The organism is Mycolicibacterium gilvum (genome assembly GCF_900454025.1).
Lineage (GTDB): Bacteria > Actinomycetota > Actinomycetes > Mycobacteriales > Mycobacteriaceae > Mycobacterium > Mycobacterium gilvum.
Genome location: NZ_UGQM01000001.1, coordinates 5,212,441 through 5,229,508, shown reverse-complemented (window position 1 = coordinate 5,229,508; position 17,068 = coordinate 5,212,441). Strand labels below are relative to the sequence as shown.

Here is a 17,068-nt window from a genome sequence, read left to right as displayed (position 1 = left end):
TGGGTCTTCCTCAACCAGAAGCGCCGTCCAGCAGTGCCTCTGCTGCCGGTTTCAGGGACAGATCCTCGCGAAGTACCCCGAAGTTCTGTTCGGTGTCGCTGAGATCAGGGCCGCCGTCGACCAGTTCGTAGTAGATGAGAGGGCCCGACCAATCCCAAGATTCGAGCCGTTCACGTGCTTCGAGCAGTGCAACGGCCTGGTCCTGGTCTGACACTGCGTGCGGGCCGGTACCCGTCGGCGCGCCGAACTCGGTGATCCAGATCTTCTTTTGCCCGTCGCCGTTGCGGTCCATCACGGCGTGTAACTCCGGAAGATCCCTGAAACCTCCGAGCATGCGTTGATCGACGTCTGTGGGGAGCGAAGGGAAGCTGTACGGGTGGGCGGCGATGCCGTCCGCGTACTTGGCAGCTCCGTTGGCATAGAGAAGTTGCAGATACTCCGTCGGCGGGACCTCGGCGTCGGGCTCTTCGAACTTCGGTCCCAGGCCGCCGATGAGGAGCGTGGCTTCGGGATCGACGGCGCGCACGGCGTCCGCCGCGACCCAGAACAGGTGGCCGTATTCGTTGACATCGGGCCGCGGCGGCCAGAACTTGCTGGTGTTCGGTTCATTCCAGATCTCCCAGGTGCGGATCCCCCGCGGGACATAACGTTCGGCTGCCGTCTGGACAAAGACTGCCCAGTCGCTCAACTTCTCGGGCCGGGAGTAGTGCGCTGTCTCGGTGGCGGGGGTACTCGACGCCCGTGCCCACTGTGGTGTGAAGCCGAGCACGGCAAGGACGTTCATTCCGTGCGCAGCGGCCAGCTCGACAACCTTGTCGGAAAAGCTCCAGTCGAAACGTCCACGTTCCCGTTCCACAACTGACCAGTCGATGTCGACCCTGACCCACTGCACGTCCATTGCAGACATCAGTTCGAATTGCCGATCAAGGGCCGCCGCGTCGCTGTCGCGCAGATGCAGTGTCATGCCGATCTCGACAGGGGGATCGACCGCTCGGCAAGAGGTGACGCCGGCGCATATCAGAAGTAGTGCCGATAGCCAGATTCTGGTTTTGCGCCCTCCGGTCATCGCAAGATGGCGCGGTGGTCATCACTGCGGGTGAACGGCCGCCCGAGCACACCTTCGGCCCGGCCGACCAGCAGAGCGAACGCCTCACCCGGGCCGAACTTCTCGGGCTTGCGCAGAGGCATCAGTGCGGCGGCCACGAGATTGGCTGCTTTGTACCAGAGCGGGTACCGCCAGGTACGTAGCACATACCCGTGCCCACGCCCGTAACTGCGTTGCTTGCGTCGCCGTTCGTGAACGGGTAGATGGGCGAACTCTGTCTGAGCCTGAATCGCGACGTCGGGAACCCAGTCGATGGCGAAGCCTTTGCGTTCTGCCATCCGAAGCAGGAGATCAGGCCCTTCGCCGGACTGCCACGGGGTGTCCGCCCCCGACCCGAGTGCGAGATTCCATCCGCCCGCGGCCTCGAATGCGGTGCGTTCGAACAGGGTCGCCGGCTCCATCGCACCCCACACGTTGCGGCGGGTCAGGGCCGAACCTGGGACCGGCAGGGGGTTTCTGGGGCCCTCACGATCCACCAGCTGTGCGGCAACGGCCGTTGACGGTGGGACACAGTGGTGGGAGAGGAGCTCGAGGGTTTGAGCATCGATACGGGTGGTGTCGTTCGGGAACCACAGCCAGTCGACCTCGTCTCCCAGCGCAGCTGCGGCCGCATTGCGCCCGTTGGAGATGCCGCGAGGACTGACCACTGTGCGGATCTCCAAAGAGTCGGCGAAGGCCTTCACGATGTCGTCCAACTCCGCTGTCGCAGTGACATCGTGATGCGCGACCGCGATCAGACTCGGGGGATACGTCTGCTCCGCAAGATCACCCAGCAGTTCACGAAGAGAATCCCAGCGACCGACAGTGGTGACTGCGACGCCGATGCGTACCTTGTGCTCGTCCGAACCGCCGGCGCCGGTCATAAGCCGAAGCCTAGTAGACGGTTTGCTGAGCGAGGGTGGATCTCCCGGGCCGTCAGGCCGGATCGCAGATCAGGATCGGGATCTTGCGGTCGGTGTAGGTCCGGTAATTCACGAAATCCGGATAGATCGCGTCGAGCTTCGGCCAGTACTCGTCGCGCTCGGCGTCGGTCGCGTCGCGGGCGACGAGGGTGAGCTTCTCGTTCTTGACCTGGAACGTGACCTGTGGATTGGCCTGGATGTTCAGGTACCACATCGGGTTCGTCGCGCGTCCACCCTGAGAGGCGACCAGGACGATGCGATCGCCCTCGCGCAGGAACAGCAGGGGGCTCTCCCGCGGCTCACCCGACTTGCGGCCGATCGTGGTCAGGATTCCGACCGGCGGCGGCGCCGAGAACCGGTTCGACCCGCCGCGCCACTTCGCGCCGAGGCGTCCGCCGGTGGCCTTGTACGCCCAGGTGTTGAACTTCGACATCCACTTGATGCCGGTGCCGACCGCGTTCGAGTTGAGGCTCTCGACCTGCTTGGGGGTGAGTGGCTTGGGAGCTTTGGTCATGGCGGGTTCCTAACGACTCAGGAAGGGGCGGATCGAGGCGTTGATGTGGTGGATCTGCGCCCGGCCGGACGGGTCGTCGGCCGGGATCAGGAACGTCTCATCGATGCGCGCGCCGACGCTGCGGCCCGCCAACGCCGGTGTGGTCGACAGTTCGAACCGGGCACGCACGGTGTCGCCGTCGACGGTGAACTCGGGAGCAGTGACCGCCTTGATGACCTTGTACTGCAAGCCCCGGTTGAGGCTGCGGCGCAGGTGATCACCCGAGAAGCCGGTCTTCACGCCGACCTCCACGCGGGTGCAACCCGGTGCGAACGGCACGTCGTCGGCGCGGTGGCTGGCGAGCGCGCTGATGTAGGCCTGTGCCGCGGCGATGCGGTCCTCGTCCGATACAGGCACTAGATGCGTTCGATGATCGTGCCGGTGGACAGCGCACCGCCGGCGCACATGGTGACCAGTGCGGTGGACCGGTCGGTCCGCTCCAGTTCGTGCAACGCGGTGGTGATCAACCGGGCGCCGGTGGAGCCCACCGGATGTCCGAGCGCGATCGCGCCGCCGTTGACGTTGACCTTGTCCATGTCGGCGCCGTGCACCTGCGCCCAGGACAGCACGACCGACGCGAACGCCTCGTTGATCTCGACGAGGTCGATGTCGCCGAGCTTCATGCCGGCCTTCTCCAGCACCTTGGCGGTCGACTGCACGGGGCCGTCGAGGTGGTAGTAGGTCTCGGCGCCGACATTGGCCTGGGCGACGATCCGCGCGCGCGGCTTGAGCCCCACGGCCTTCGCCTTCTCCTCGTCCATCCACAGGACCGCGGCGGCCCCGTCGGAGATCTGCGACGAGGTGCCCGCGGTGTGGATCGCCCCTTCCATCACGGGCTTCAGCGATGCCAGTCCCTCGGCGGTGGTGTCGCGCAGACCCTGGTCGCGCGTGACAGGCGCCCACTCGTCGGTGGGACGCTTGTTCTCGTCGAGCACCGGCGCCGAGATCGGCGAGATCTCGCGGTCGAAGCGGCCCTCCGCCCAGGCCTGCTTGGCCTTGGTCTGTGAGGCCAGCCCGAACGCGTCGAGATCGGCGCGGGTGATCCCGCGCCGCTTGGCGATCCGCTCGGCGGCCTCGAACTGGTTGGGCATGTCGATGTCCCACGACGACGCGCGGATCAGGCCGCGGTCCGGTCCGGCGTTGGCTCCGAGGCCGACCCGGCTCATCGCCTCGATGCCGCAGGCGATGCCGATGTCGATGGCGCCGGTGGCGATCAGGCCGGCGACGAGATGGTTGGCCTGCTGGGCGCTTCCGCACTGGCAGTCGATGGTGGTGGCGCCGACGTGCTCGGGCAGTCCCGCCGTCAGCCAGCCGACGCGCGTGATGTTGTTGGACTGCTCGCCGTACTGCGTGACGCAGCCGCCGATGACCTGCTCCACGTCACCCGCATCGATGCCGGCCTTCTCGACGAGTGCTTTCTGTACCGCTCCGAGGAGCTCGGTCGCGTGCAGACCGGACAGCCAGCCGTTGCGCTTACCGATGGGGCTGCGGGTGGCTTCGACGATGACAGGGGTACCCATTCCGTCAGGCTAGAACACGTTTCATTAGTCTGACAAGCAGCGATGCCTGCGTGCCTTTTATCTGCGGTAGAGGCATGTTTTACTGGAACTAGAACACGTTGCATTTGAGGAGCCCACAACTATGCCAGGCACGAATTCCTGCCCGATCTCGCCCGACTTCGACTTCCTCGACGCGACCCTCAATCTGGAGCGGCTCCCCGTTGAAGAACTGGCGGAGCTTCGTCACTCCGAGCCCGTCCACTGGGTCGATGTGCCCGGCGGCACGGGTGGCTTCGGTGACAAAGGGTACTGGCTCGTCACCAAGCACGCGGATGTCAAAGAAGTGTCCAAGCGCAACGACATCTTCGGCAGCTCCCCGGACGGTGCCATTCCGGTGTGGCCGCAGGACATGACGCGCGACGCGATCGACCTGCAGAAGGCCGTGCTGCTCAACATGGACGCCCCGCAGCACACGCGACTGCGCAAGATCATCTCGCGCGGGTTCACCCCGCGCGCCGTCGGTCGCCTCGAGGACGAACTGCGCTCCCGCGCGCAGAAGATCGCCGAGACTGCCGCGGCAGCGGGCTCGGGCGACTTCGTCGAGCAGGTGTCCTGCGAACTGCCGCTGCAGGCGATCGCCGAGCTGCTCGGCGTACCCCAGGACGACCGCGACAAGCTGTTCCGCTGGTCCAACGAGATGACCGCCGGTGAGGATCCCGAGTACGCCGACGTCGACCCGGCGATGTCATCGTTCGAGCTGATCACCTACGCCATGAAGATGGCCGAGGAGCGGGCGAAGAACCCCACCGAGGACATCGTCACCAAGCTCATCGAAGCCGACATCGAGGGCGAGAAGCTCTCCGACGACGAGTTCGGCTTCTTCGTCGTGATGCTCGCGGTGGCGGGCAACGAGACCACCCGCAACTCGATCACCCACGGCATGATCGCGTTCTCGCAGAACCCCGAGCAGTGGGAGCTCTACAAGAAGGAACGCCCGGAGACCGCCGCCGACGAGATCGTCCGCTGGGCCACCCCGGTTTCGGCGTTCCAGCGCACCGCGCTGGAGGACACCGAACTGGGAGGCGTGCAGATCAAGAAGGGTCAGCGCGTCGTGATGTCCTACCGCTCAGCCAATTTCGACGAAGAGGTGTTCGAGAATCCGCACAGCTTCAACATCATGCGGAACCCCAACCCGCACGTCGGGTTCGGCGGAACGGGTGCGCACTACTGCATCGGCGCGAACCTCGCCAAGATGACGATCAACCTGATCTTCAACGCGATCGCCGACGCGATGCCCGACATGAAGCCGATCGGCGATCCCGAGCGGCTGAAGTCCGGATGGCTCAACGGCATCAAGCACTGGCAGGTCGATTACACCGGCAAAGGCTGTCCGGTCAGCCACTGACGCGTCTGCGAATCAAGGAGGATTCGGGTGGATTTCAGTCCGGACGAGGGGCAGCAGGCTGTCGCCGATGTGGTGACGTCGGTCCTCGAACGCGAGAACACGTGGGAAGCACTGGTTTCCGGCGGGGTCACGGCACTGGCGGTGCCGGAGCGCCTCGGTGGTGACGGTGTCGGTCTCGCCGAAATCGCGACCGCGCTCACCGAGATCGGCAGGCGCGGCACGGTCAGCCCCGCGCTGGTCACGCTCGGCGCGACGGCCGTGCTGCTCGATCTTGCCACCGAGGATCAGCAGGACCGGTATCTCGCAGCCGTCGGGAAGGGCTCCGTGGTGACTCTGGCTCTCAATGAGCCGGGCGCGTCCCTGCCCGACCACCCCGCCGTCACCCTCGCCGCGGGAAGACTCAACGGCACCAAGATCGCCGTCGGCTATGCCGCACAGGCGGATTGGCTGATCGTGACGACCGACAGTGGCGTCGTCGTGGTGCCCGGGGACGCCGACGGGCTCACCGTGACCGTGACACCGACCGCCAACGGAGGTGAGGAGGCGGCAGTGACGTTCGACGACGTCGCGGTTGCCGACGACGACGTCCTCGCCGGCGCGGAAGTCTCCCGGGTGAACCAGCTGTCGCTGGCCGCGATCGGGGCGTTCGCGGCAGGACTCGTCGCCGGAGCGCTGCGTCTGACGGCGGACTACGTCGCCAATCGCGAGCAGTTCGGTCGCCCGCTGTCGACGTTCCAGACGGTGGCGGCGCAGCTATCCGAGGTCTACATCGCTTCGCGCACCATCGATCTGGTGTCCAACTCGGTGGTGTGGCGGCTCTCGGAGGGTCTCGACGCCGAGGATGATCTCGCGATCCTGGGTTACTGGCTGACCTCGCAGGCCCCGCCGGCGATGCGGCTCTGTCATCACCTGCACGGCGGTATGGGGATGGACATCACCTACCCCATGGACCGCTACTACTCCTCGATCAAGGACCTGACCCGGCTGCTGGGCGGTCCCGCGCATCGCCTCGACCTGGTGGGAGCGTAAAGATGTATATCGAACTGACGCCCGAACAGCGGGCGTTGCAAGCGGAGCTGCGCGAGTACTTCACGACGCTCATCACGCCTGAAGAGGCGGCGGCGATGAAATCCGATCGTCACAACGAGGCCTACCGTGCGGTCATCAAGAGGATGGGCAGCGACGGCAAGCTCGGCGTCGGGTGGCCGAAGGAGTACGGAGGCCTGGGATTCGGGCCGATCGAGCAGCAGATCTTCGTCAACGAGGCCAACCGTGCCGACGTGCCGCTGCCGATGGTCACGCTGCAGACGGTCGGACCCACGCTGCAGGTGCACGGCACGGAGGAACAGAAGAAGAAGTTCCTTCCCGGAATCCTCTCCGGTGAGGTGCATTTCGCGATCGGCTACTCCGAGCCCGAAGCGGGAACCGATCTGGCGTCGCTGCGGACGACAGCGGTGCGCCACGGCGACGAGTATGTCGTCAACGGGCAGAAGATGTGGACGACCGGTGCCCACGACGCCGACTACATCTGGCTGGCGTGCCGTACAGACCCGGAAGCAGCCAAACACAAAGGCATTTCGATCCTGATCGTCGACACCAAGGATCCCGGCTACTCGTGGACCCCGATCATCCTGTCCGACGGTGCCCATCACACCAACGCGTCGTACTACAACGACGTGCGGGTGCCCGCCGACATGCTCGTCGGCGAGGAGAACGGCGGCTGGAAGCTGATCACCACCCAGCTCAACCACGAGCGCGTGGGACTCGGGCCGGCAGGGCGGGTCGCAGGTATTTACGACGAGGTGCACGAGTGGGCGACCACGCCGGGGTCGGACGGCGTCGTGCCGATCAAAGAGGAGGGCGCGAGGCGTCTGCTCGGCCAGATCAAGGCGATCTGGCGCATCAACGAGCTGCTCAACTGGCAGGTTGCGGCCTCAGGTGAGACCATCGCCGTGGCCGATGCCGCTGCGACCAAGGTGTTCTCGACCGAGCGCATCCAGGAAGTGGGCCGCCTCGCCGAGGAACTGGTGGGCCGCTACGGCAACCCCGCCGACGCGCACACCGCCGAGTTGCTCGACTGGCTGGACAAGATGACCAAGCGCAACCTGGTGATCACATTCGGGGCGGGGTCAACGAGGTGATGCGGGAGATGATCGCGGCATCCGGGCTGAAGGTCCCGAGGGTGCCGCGGTGAGCGATCTGAAAGCCGGTATCGAGAAGATCACCGCGGCGGGCAAGAGTGATCCGCGAGTGGCTCGGGATCCGGTGAACCAGCCGATGATCCACCACTGGGTGGACGCGATCGGCGACAGGAATCCGATCTACGTCGACGACGAGGCCGCAAAGGCCGCGGGCCATCCCGGTGTCGTCGCGCCACCGGCGATGATCCAGGTCTGGACGATGGGCGGACTCGGGCAGGGCCGCTCCGACGACGATCCGCTGTCGAAGATCATGGAGCTCTTCGACGAGGCCGGCTACGTCGGCGTGGTGGCCACCAACTGCGAGCAGACCTACCACCGCTATCTGCAACCCGGTGAGGAGCTCACCATCCACGCCGACATCACCGATGTCGTCGGCCCCAAGCAGACCGCGTTGGGCGAGGGCTTCTTCATCAACCAGCTCATCACCTGGACGGTCGGTGACGGCGAGACTGTCGCCGAAATGAACTGGCGCATCATGAAGTTCAAGCCGCGTGCGGAGGACAAACCGCCCGTTCCCGAGGACCTCGACCCGGACAAGCTGATGCGGCCGGCGTCCTCGAGGGACACCCGGTTCTTCTGGGACGGCGTGAACGCCCACGAGCTGCGCATCCAGCGCAGACCCGACGGTACTCTGCAACACCCACCGGTGCCGGCGGTGTGGGCCGACAAGGACGCGCCGACCGACTATGTCGTCGCGTCCGGCAATGGCACGGTGTTCAGCTTCGTGGTGCATCACGCACCCCAGGTGCCCGGGCGCAGCCTGCCGTTCGTGATCGCGCTCGTCGAACTCGACGAAGGCGTTCGCATGCTCGGCGAGCTGCGTGACGTCGACCCCACCGATGTGAAGATCGGAATGCCCGTGCGTGCAACGTATCTCGACTTCCCCGACAGTGATGTCAGTCCGGCGTGGACCCTGTACGCATGGGAGCCCGCCCGGTGAGCGCACCCAGCGTCGAGGTCGGGACCACGCTTCCCGAACTCAAGATCTACGGAGACCCGACCTTCATCGTGTCGACGGCCATTGCGACCCGTGACTATCAGGACGTCCACCACGACCGGGACAAGGCGCAGGCGAAGGGGTCCAAGGACATCTTCGTCAACATCCTGACCGACACCGGACTGGTGCAGCGCTATCTCACCGACTGGGCCGGGCCCGCTGCCCGGATCAGGTCGATCGGCCTGCGTCTCGGCGTGCCGTGGTACGCCTACGACACGATCACCTTCACCGGCGAGGTGACCGCCGTCGACGACGGTGTCGTCACCGTGAAGGTGGTCGGTGCGAACAGTCTGGGAAATCACGTCATCGCCACGGCGACACTTGCGTTGGGGGACCACTGATGCTCTCCGGAAAAGCCGCGATCGCCGGTATCGGCGCCACCGACTTCTCGAAGAACTCCGGCCGCAGCGAGCTCCGACTGGCCGCCGAGGCGGTTCTGGACGCACTCGACGACGCCGGGCTGACGACCGCCGATGTCGACGGTCTGGTCACCTTCAGCATGGACTCGAACCTGGAGACGGCGGTCGCCCGGTCGACCGGTATAGGGGAGCTGAAGTTCTTCAGCCAGATCGGCTACGGCGGTGGCGCGGCCGCGGCGACCGTGCAGCAGGCGGCGATCGCGGTGGCGACCGGCGTTGCCGAGGTCGTGGTGGCCTACCGCGCGTTCAACGAACGCTCCGAGCACCGGTTCGGCCAGGTGATGACGGGGCTGACGGTGAACGCGGATTCCCGCGGCGTCGAGTACAGCTGGTCCTATCCTCACGGGTTGAGTACGCCCGCGGCGTCGGTGGCGATGATCGCGCAGCGATACATGCACGAATTCGGCGCCACCAGCGCGGATTTCGGTGTGATCTCGGTGGCAGATCGTAAGCACGCCGCAAACAATCCGAAGGCGCACTTCTACGGCAAGCCGATCACCATCGAGGACCATCAGAATTCGCGCTGGATCGCCGAACCGCTCCGCTTGCTCGACTGCTGTCAGGAAACCGACGGCGGGGTGGCCATCGTGGTCACCACCCCGGAGCGGGCCAGGGATCTCAAGTATCGACCGGCGATCATCGAGGCGGCTGCCCAGGGCGCGGGTGCCGATCAGTTCACGATGTACTCGTACTACCGGGAGGAGCTCGGTCTGCCGGAGATGGGCCTTGTGGGTCGCCAGCTCTGGGCGCAGAGCGGCCTGACGCCGACGGACATCCAGACCGCGATCCTGTACGACCATTTCACGCCGTACACGCTGATCCAGCTCGAGGAGCTCGGGTTCTGCGGCAAGGGTGAGGCGAAGGATTTCATCGCCGGCGGTGCTATCGAGATCGGCGGACGGCTGCCGATCAACACTCATGGCGGACAGCTCGGCGAGGCCTACATCCATGGGATGAACGGCATCGCCGAAGGAGTACGTCAGTTGCGGGGGACGTCGGTCAACCAGGTTCCCGATGTCGAACACGTGCTCGTCACGGCGGGCACCGGTGTGCCGACATCGGGTCTCATCCTGGGATGACGTTCGTCGGCCGCACAGGGCGCACTAGTCTGGCCGAATGAGCTCCTACGAGCCGCATCCCGACGATGACGACACAGGGCCGCTGAACGTCAGCAGGAGCGACCCACCCTCTGAGGACCCCCGGCCCCGCTACGACGCCCCGATGGCGGTGAATCCCCGCCCGGTGCAGCGGAATCGGGCTCCGGTCGCGCCGATCGCCGCGGCGGCCGCCGCGGTCCTGGGGCTCGGAGCGCTCGCATGGTTCTTCTGGCCGAAAGCCGAAGGCGGGCAGGACACGTCCGCGGACACCGCGACCGTCGGCGAGACGGAATCTCGGCAGGCTGCGGACGCACGGCTGCAGAGCCTGCTGCCCAAGGGGTACGCCACCGGCGCATGCCGACCCGTGGAACCGTCGAAAGACGCACTGTCGCAGATCGATTGCACCAAGAACGACGATGTCGGCGGCCCGCTCACCGCGACCTACACGCTGGTCGGGAGCGAGTCGGCACGCAACGCGTTCTTCGACGACGTGATCACGGGGCTCTCGGTGGTGGACTGCCCGGGCAACATTCAGTCACCCGGTCCGTGGCGGCGCAACGCGGCGCCTGACCAGCCTGTCGGAACCCTGGTGTGCGGCTTTCAGGAGAGCAGGCCCACGGTGGCGTGGACCACCGACGCCGATCTGCTGATCAGTGAGGTGCAGTCCGGCCCACAGGGGCCGAACATGGTTCAGCTCTACACCTGGTGGGCGTCGCACTCCTGAGAACGGGTGGAGCGAATCGTCGGCGTCAGGCCGGCGGTGCCGGCACGACGACCGTCGTGGTCGGCGCGGCCGGAGCCGGCGTGGCGGCTGCGGGCACGGGTGCCGGCGCGGCTTCGGCGGGAGGCGCCGCGTTCGCGGGCAACGGGGTCCCGGCGCTGCCCTCCGGCAACGGGGTCCCGGCGCTGCCCTCCGGCAACGGGGTTCCCGCGCTGCCTGCAGGAAGCGGGGTGCCGCTGCTGCCCGAGGGCACCGAGGCCGGTGTGGCCGATCCGACGGCTGCGGGCTCCGCAGTCGCGGTCGAGGCGGGCGATTCCGGTGCGGCGGTCTCAGCGGTGGCCGACGCCGGCGGCGCGGCGGAGGTGCCCGAAGACGACGAGCCACTCGTGCTTCCGCCGGTGCCGGAGCCCGAGCCGGTGGCGGGCGGCGGCGCCTGCAGCCACAACAGTTCCTCGGCGTCGCCGGTGCTGTAGAAGACGCTGTCGGGTGCCTCGCCGGTGACGTCGAAGTAGATCTTGCCGGACGTCTTCTGGCCCTGGGCCAGCGGCGCGGGATTCACACCCTGCGTGGTGGCGACACCGAACAGCACACGATAGGTGTCACCGTTCTTCGCGCGGGCGTTGAGATTGGAGATGATCGGCGTGACCGTTCCGGCCACGGCCTCATCGCTGGCAGTCGCCTCCCACAGGGTGCCGACGGGCCGATAGGGGATGGTGTCCGTGCTGGGCTTGAGATGGCTGACCGTCCAATGCTGGACGACGGCGCCGTTGACCAGTTCGCCCGGTTGCCCGAGCCATTTCACCTCGGTGTCCGCCGAAGCCGAAGCGGCGCCCCCGAGGGTCACGGCAGTGGCGGCGGCGGCCGTCGCCGCGGCAACCAGAGCAGGCTTGAAGTTCACGTTCTCCTCCTGTGTTCGTTGAGCGAGCAGCGAGGTATTCCCCACCGGGCAACGTAACAGGTCGTCTGTATTGCCTTTCGGCGGACCTTGTCGGAGTGGGGAGGGCCCGATTTGCCGGAGGAATCCCGGCAGCAGTGGCATGCGCGCTGCGCCCGATGTTGTCCGTACGTGCGCGCACACGTCCGGGCGCCTTGTCGGTGCGCGGGTCCGAAGGGCGCACCGATTGGTGGACCCACGGGACATGCCGATCGTTGCCGAACGACGGTCGGTAGTTGCCGGAAGGGGTTCCGGCGCTGACCGGGAGGCTTTCGCAACAAAGAATCGGTTTGCCGGACCCGCACGTCCTCGACGGTCCTCAGCTTCCTCTCAGCAAAGTGTGCCGCGCTCGCGCGGCGCACTGTACGGGTCGGCCTGGCGCTCGACCGTGGTGAACCGCAGCCGCCGGACTTCATGCGAACGATAGATCGCAGAGCCCCTGACCAGTAGTTTCTGCGTCGTCCGTTCACCGTGGGCTGCACATAATCGCCGCGGAGCCGGCCACTCCGAGCCGTCCGACGGGTGAACGTTTTGATTGTGGCCAGCAAAAGGAGCCAAATGTGGCTGCGGCTCTGGTAAGACTGACAGGGCGTTGCCTGGCGCATGGCTGTGGCGACCCCTTTTGAGCCCACGATCTCAGGGAGCAGGACCATGGCAAGGCACGCCAATACGAGCGATCGCTCGGCGGCAATTCGCAGGTATCTCGGCGCCGGTATCACGGCGGGCATGGCCAGCGCGGCCCTTGCCGGTGTCGGCACGGCGCTGCTGACCGATGTCGATGCATCCACCTCCACCGACCCCCGCGTGCAGCTCGTGTCGAACGAGGAAGAGTTGCTGTGGCTGACGCTCGACGCGGGCAGCGATCGTGCCAAGACCGACTCCTCGTCGGCACTGGCACAGGCCAGTGCGACCCCGGCGTTACGGCCGATCATCGGGCCGGGCGGCTGGTTGATCGGCGATGGCCTCGACGCGGCTGCCGACTGCACAGGTGAGGCCTGCAACGGCGGCAACGGCGGGCTGCTGGGCGGCAACGGCGGCGACGGTCGCTACGGCGGAGCCGGTGGCAAGGCGGGTCTGTACTTCGGCGACGGCGGCAATGGCGGTGACGGCGTCAACGCCGTGTACGGCGCGAACGGTGCACTCGTGTCCGCGGCGGGCCAGGGTGGCCGGGGTGGCGACGGCAGCCTGTTCGGTCGTGGCGGCGACGGCGGCGCGGGCGGCAATGACGACAACACCAGCAATTTCACCGGAACGGACGCGGCGAAGAACAACGCGACCGGTGGCCGCGGCGGTAACGGCGGCAGGAGCCAGCTGGGCCAGGCCGGCGACGGAGGGGCCGGCGGCCAGGCGTGGTCGGAGTCCGGCAGCGCGACCGGAGGTGCCGGAGGCACCGGCGGCGGCACCAATTACGGCAAGGCCGGCAGCGGCGGCGACGGCGGGAGCGGCTCCGCGTGGGCTGACGGCAAGGTCGGCAAGGGCGGCGTCGGAGGCAACGGGGGTGGCTCCCGTGCCGACAGCGGCTCCGGTGGCGCCGGCGGCACGGGCGGTGACGGCTGGGGTTACGAAGAGGCCGACGCGCAGGGCGGTAACGGCGGTGCCGGCGGCCTGACAGGCGGACGTGGCGGCCACGGCGGTGCCGCGGAAAGCCTGAACGGTGACGCGACCGGCGGCAACGGCGGCAACGGCGGCGGGGCCAGGGTCGTGGGCGACGGCGGTGACGGCGGCGACGGCGGCTACGGCTGGGGCGGTGTGCCCGACGAAGAAGGCGATCCGGTGGGCACCGGCAACGGCAAGGGCGGAAACGGCGGTGCCGGCGGCAACGGCGGAGCCGCCGTGGGCAACGGCGGCAACGGCGGTATCGGCGGCGACGGGTACAACGAGACCGGCGGCACCAAGACGCCGGTGGCCGGTAAGGGCGGCCCGGGCGGAGCGGGTGGTGCGATCGGCTCCGACGGTGACGCAGGTGCGGACGGCGAGACCGAGACGAGCTCGGGTTCCTCGGGTTCGGCGGACTCCGACGACTAGAAGTCATTCAGCGAGACAGCAGGCCCATCGGTATCCCCGGTGGGCCTGCTGTTGTTTGCCGCGACGTGCAAAAGCTGTGGCGCGTCGGCATTTTCGCCGGCGATGACCGGGCTATGATCGCCCGGTGTATGAATCTGCAGCTGCTTCGCGACGTACCGGACAACTCGTCATTGCTGCCCTGGTGGTCGCGCTCGCAGCGCTCGCGGTCGCTGTGTATGCGTTGGTGAGCGCCCCGTCGGGTGATACCTCGGCGTCGACCGCCGACCAGACCACCGACCCCAAGACCAGGGTGTGCAATGCGTTTGCGCTGGTCCGCAATGCGGTGTCGTTGCAAACGAATGCAAATCTCGGACCCGAACCCGTTGCGACGCAGGCCGTCGCGGCCAATGCGCGCCTGGCCACCCTCGGCGGCGGTCAGTTCCTGCTGTCCCGTCTCGACGGCGAGGTGCCCGACGATTTGGCCGAGGCGGTGCGGACCTTCGCGAACAACCTTGAGTACATCGGGATGGGTCAGCTTGCGGGCACGCCCGCCGACGATGCCAATCAGGTCACGAGGATGAACGACGCGCAGACGGCGGCGACACAGATCTCCGAGCTCTGCCAGTAGCAGGTGTCGCGTCAGGCCGGGACGAACTCGACCCCGGCCAGCGCCACCGCATTGTCGCGTTCGGGTGCGGTGACGGTGGCGGTATAGCTGCCGCCGTCCTTCCACACGCTGACGCGCAACGTCTCCCCCGGGAACACCACCCCGGCCATCCGGGCGCCGTAGGACTTCAGGCCCCGGACATCGCCGTCGAGCAGGTTGTCCACCAGTGCCTTGCAGGTCATGCCGTACGTGCACAGGCCGTGCAGGATGGGCCGCGGAAAGCCGGCGGCGGCGGCGAACTCGGGGTCCGAATGCAGCGGGTTGCGGTCGCCGCACATCCGGTAGAGCAGCGCCTGCTGAGGTGAGGTTGGCACCGTCAACTCCAGATCGGGTGCGCGGTCGGGGGCCGCGGTCGAGGTGGACGGTCCGCGGTCGCCGCCGAAGCCGCCCTCACCGCGGGCGAAGATCGACCGCTTCTGCGTCCACAACAGCGTTCCGTCGGGATCCTTGACCTCGGTCTCCGACCAGATGACGGCAGCCTTGCCCTTGTCCCAGATCTCGGTGAACCGGGTGACCGCGATCCCGGTCCCCGCGGCCGGGACCGGTCCGGGCACGGTGACGGCTTCGCTGGCGTGCAGCACCTTGCTCAACTCGATGTCGATGCCGGGGAACTTCACCGCGGGCGGCTCGGTCATGTGGAAGCTCTGCGCCACGTTGCCGAAGGTGGGAAGAACCTGCGGGGTGTCGTCGACCAGGTAGCGCAGCTCACGCGGGTCCATCGGATCGGCGCCCGCGCCCAGCCCGAGGTGGTACAGCTGGACATCGCTGCTGGTCCACGAGAATTCGACCGGTGGCAGCTCGGCGCCTATGGCCTCGTCGAGATTGATGGGCACGTCATCCCTTTCCGGGGCTGTATGTCGCCGCCGAAGCGGCTCCGGCGATGTGGAGCGCTGCAAGATAACCGAAGGTCATCGCGGGACCGATGGTCCCTCCGGGGCCGGGATAGGTGTGGCCCATCACCGGCGAGCTGACATTACCGGCGGCGTAGAGCCCTTCGATCACGGAGCCGTCGTCGCGAAGCGCCCGCCCGTGCACGTCGGTGCGGATTCCGCCCTTGGTGCCGAGATCACCGGGCACCATCTTGGCCGCGTAGAACGGGCCCTGCTTGATCTCGCCCAGGTTCGGATTCGGCTTGTTCGTGGGATCGCCGTAGTAGCGGTCGTACGCGCTCTCGCCTCGCTTGAAGTCCTCGTCACGCCCCGACCGGGCGAACCCGTTGAAGCGGTCGACCGTCGCCTTGAACGCGTCTGCGGGCAGTCCGGTCTTCGCGGCCAACTCGTCGAGGGTGTCGGCCTTGACGATGACGCCGGACTCCAGCCACTTCGACGGAATGCGTTGTCCCGGTTGCAGGCCCGCGAAGATGTAGCGGTCACGATACTGCTGGTCGAAGATCAGCCAGGCCGGGATGTTCTCGCCCGGTCCCGGTCCCTGGCCGTACTGGCCGCCGTACATGTGGTGGCAGGCCTCTACGTAGGGCATCGACTCGTTCATGAACCGCTTGCCCGCCATGTTGACGATGATCGAGCCGGGGGAGTTGCGCTCGGACAGCGCGAACCACGGTGCGCCCTCCAGCGGCACCGTCGGTCCCCACCAGGCGTCCTCCATGATCTCCAGTGCGGCGCCGAGTTTTTCGGCGGCCACGATGCCGTCGCCGGTGTTGGCCACCGCGCCCACCGTCCATTCGGTGGTGATGGGCGCCCGCTGGTACTTCACCCGCATCTGCTCGTTGTGCTCGAAGCCGCCGCTGCCGAGGATGACTGCGCGCCGCGCGCGGATCAGTTGCGGCTCAGCGTTGACGGAGTCCCCGGTGGCGACGACATAGATGCCGGTGACGACGCCGTCCTCGACGTGGAGGTCGGTCAGGGCGGTGTTCAGCAGCACCGGCACGCCTGCCTTCTGCAGACCGATGCGCAGTGGCGCGATCAGGGCGCGGCCCATGCCGACGAGGTTCTTGCCGGTGGCGTTGGCCCACACCGAACGCACGCCCACCTTCAGGCTGCGCAGCACACCGCGCGGATGGCGCTTGAGCTGATTGAGCCGCACGTAGTCCTGCTGCATCACCACCATGTTCAGCGGCACCTTGCCGTACGGCGGTTCCAGACCCTTCTCGTCGGGCCCGAGCTTCTTGGCGTTGAACGGTTTGGGTTCCACAGATCGGCCGGTGGGCTTGCCGCCCGGCGTCTCGGGGTAGTAGTCGGAGTATCCCGGCACCCAGCACAGCTTCAGCGGGGAGTGCTTCAGCACGAACGACAGCATCTCCGGACCGCGGTCGAGGTAGGTGTCGATCTTCTCGGCCGGCACGGCATCGCCGACGATCGAGTGCAGGTAGGTGCGGGCCGCCTCGGCGGTGTCTTTGACCCCGTCTCGTTTCAGCACTTCGTTGTTCGGGATCCAGACTCCGCCACCTGACCGCGCAGTGGAACCACCGTAGTGCGGCGCCTTCTCAACGACTATCGTCGAGAGGCCCTGGTGAGCTGCGGTGAGGGCGGCCACCATGCCGGCGGCGCCGCTGCCCACCACGACGACGTCATACTCCTGCTGCGTCATGTAGAACACGTTATAGA

At 67.0% G+C, this 17,068-nt stretch carries 16 protein-coding genes and 1 pseudogene; 9 read left to right on the top strand and 8 right to left on the bottom strand.

Going from position 1 to position 17,068, the window contains the following annotated elements; all coding sequences use genetic code 11:
* Positions 1-10: 10 nt before the first annotated feature.
* The 5 genes from DYE23_RS24580 to DYE23_RS24560 form a co-directional block, all read right to left on the bottom strand.
* Complete coding sequence (locus DYE23_RS24580; RefSeq protein WP_235660488.1) at positions 11-964, bottom strand: GH39 family glycosyl hydrolase; 954 nt, start codon at positions 962-964, stop codon at positions 11-13.
* A gap of 98 nt (positions 965-1,062) precedes the next feature.
* A complete protein-coding gene (locus DYE23_RS24575) occupies positions 1,063-1,968 on the bottom strand; it encodes a glycosyltransferase family 2 protein (RefSeq protein ID WP_115328421.1) in 906 nt (301 codons plus the stop codon).
* Positions 1,969-2,020: 52 nt separating this feature from the next.
* Complete coding sequence (locus DYE23_RS24570) at positions 2,021-2,521, bottom strand: nitroreductase family deazaflavin-dependent oxidoreductase (RefSeq protein ID WP_115328420.1); 501 nt, start codon at positions 2,519-2,521, stop codon at positions 2,021-2,023.
* A 9-nt stretch (positions 2,522-2,530) separates the two neighbouring features.
* Positions 2,531-2,917 carry a DUF8021 domain-containing protein gene (locus DYE23_RS24565; protein WP_115328419.1) on the bottom strand — a complete coding sequence of 129 codons (387 nt, stop codon included), beginning with the start codon at positions 2,915-2,917 and terminating at the stop codon, positions 2,531-2,533.
* The gene (locus DYE23_RS24560; RefSeq protein ID WP_115328418.1) at positions 2,917-4,080 is read right to left on the bottom strand and encodes a steroid 3-ketoacyl-CoA thiolase; all 1,164 of its coding nucleotides are present in this window, start codon (positions 4,078-4,080) and stop codon (positions 2,917-2,919) included. Before DYE23_RS24560 ends, DYE23_RS24565 begins: the two co-directional genes overlap by 1 nt.
* Positions 4,081-4,201: 121 nt before the next feature.
* Between DYE23_RS24560 and DYE23_RS24555 the strand changes: the two genes are divergently transcribed.
* From DYE23_RS24555 to DYE23_RS24525, 7 genes and pseudogenes are all read left to right on the top strand, one after another.
* Positions 4,202-5,464 (top strand): cytochrome P450, encoded by a 1,263-nt coding sequence (locus DYE23_RS24555; protein ID WP_115328417.1) that lies wholly within the window; start codon positions 4,202-4,204, stop codon positions 5,462-5,464.
* Positions 5,465-5,491: 27 nt separating this feature from the next.
* Positions 5,492-6,493, top strand: coding sequence for an acyl-CoA dehydrogenase family protein (locus tag DYE23_RS24550; protein ID WP_115328416.1), 1,002 nt, complete (start codon positions 5,492-5,494; stop codon positions 6,491-6,493).
* 2 nt (positions 6,494-6,495) lie between these two features.
* Positions 6,496-7,658 (top strand): annotated as a pseudogene (gene fadE29, locus DYE23_RS24545) (acyl-CoA dehydrogenase FadE29).
* Entirely contained in the window at positions 7,655-8,605 is a 951-nt protein-coding gene (locus DYE23_RS24540; protein WP_115328415.1) for a bifunctional MaoC family dehydratase N-terminal/OB-fold nucleic acid binding domain-containing protein, read from the top strand. The pseudogene fadE29 and the gene DYE23_RS24540 overlap by 4 nt, the downstream one beginning before the upstream one ends.
* A complete protein-coding gene (locus tag DYE23_RS24535) occupies positions 8,602-9,003 on the top strand; it encodes a MaoC family dehydratase (protein ID WP_272940054.1) in 402 nt (133 codons plus the stop codon). The genes DYE23_RS24540 and DYE23_RS24535 overlap by 4 nt, the downstream gene beginning before the upstream one ends.
* Positions 9,003-10,160: a 17-hydroxy-3-oxo-4-pregnene-20-carboxyl-CoA lyase gene (gene ltp2, locus DYE23_RS24530; protein WP_115328413.1), complete on the top strand. Its 1,158-nt coding sequence runs from the start codon at positions 9,003-9,005 to the stop codon at positions 10,158-10,160. The genes DYE23_RS24535 and ltp2 overlap by 1 nt, the downstream gene beginning before the upstream one ends.
* Before the next feature lie 37 nt (positions 10,161-10,197).
* The gene (locus tag DYE23_RS24525; protein WP_115328412.1) at positions 10,198-10,902 is read left to right on the top strand and encodes a hypothetical protein; all 705 of its coding nucleotides are present in this window, start codon (positions 10,198-10,200) and stop codon (positions 10,900-10,902) included.
* 25 nt (positions 10,903-10,927) lie between these two features.
* Here DYE23_RS24525 and DYE23_RS24520 read toward each other — a convergent pair whose 3' ends face one another.
* Positions 10,928-11,797, bottom strand: coding sequence for an MPT63 family protein (locus DYE23_RS24520; RefSeq protein ID WP_115328411.1), 870 nt, complete (start codon positions 11,795-11,797; stop codon positions 10,928-10,930).
* A 687-nt stretch (positions 11,798-12,484) separates the two neighbouring features.
* Here DYE23_RS24520 and DYE23_RS31790 point away from each other — a divergent pair.
* Positions 12,485-13,858, top strand: a complete 1,374-nt coding sequence (locus DYE23_RS31790) for a hypothetical protein (RefSeq protein ID WP_115328410.1) — start codon at positions 12,485-12,487, stop codon at positions 13,856-13,858.
* Between the two features lie 124 nt (positions 13,859-13,982).
* On the top strand, positions 13,983-14,465 hold the full coding sequence (locus tag DYE23_RS24510) for a hypothetical protein (protein ID WP_115328409.1): 483 nt from the start codon (positions 13,983-13,985) through the stop codon (positions 14,463-14,465).
* Positions 14,466-14,476: 11 nt separating this feature from the next.
* Here DYE23_RS24510 and DYE23_RS24505 read toward each other — a convergent pair whose 3' ends face one another.
* Both DYE23_RS24505 and kstD read right to left on the bottom strand, forming a co-directional pair.
* Positions 14,477-15,337 (bottom strand): enoyl-CoA hydratase ChsH3, encoded by an 861-nt coding sequence (locus DYE23_RS24505; protein WP_115328408.1) that lies wholly within the window; start codon positions 15,335-15,337, stop codon positions 14,477-14,479.
* A 1-nt stretch (position 15,338) separates the two neighbouring features.
* A complete protein-coding gene (kstD, locus tag DYE23_RS24500; RefSeq protein WP_115329092.1) occupies positions 15,339-17,051 on the bottom strand; it encodes a 3-oxosteroid 1-dehydrogenase in 1,713 nt (570 codons plus the stop codon).
* Positions 17,052-17,068 lie beyond the last annotated feature (17 nt).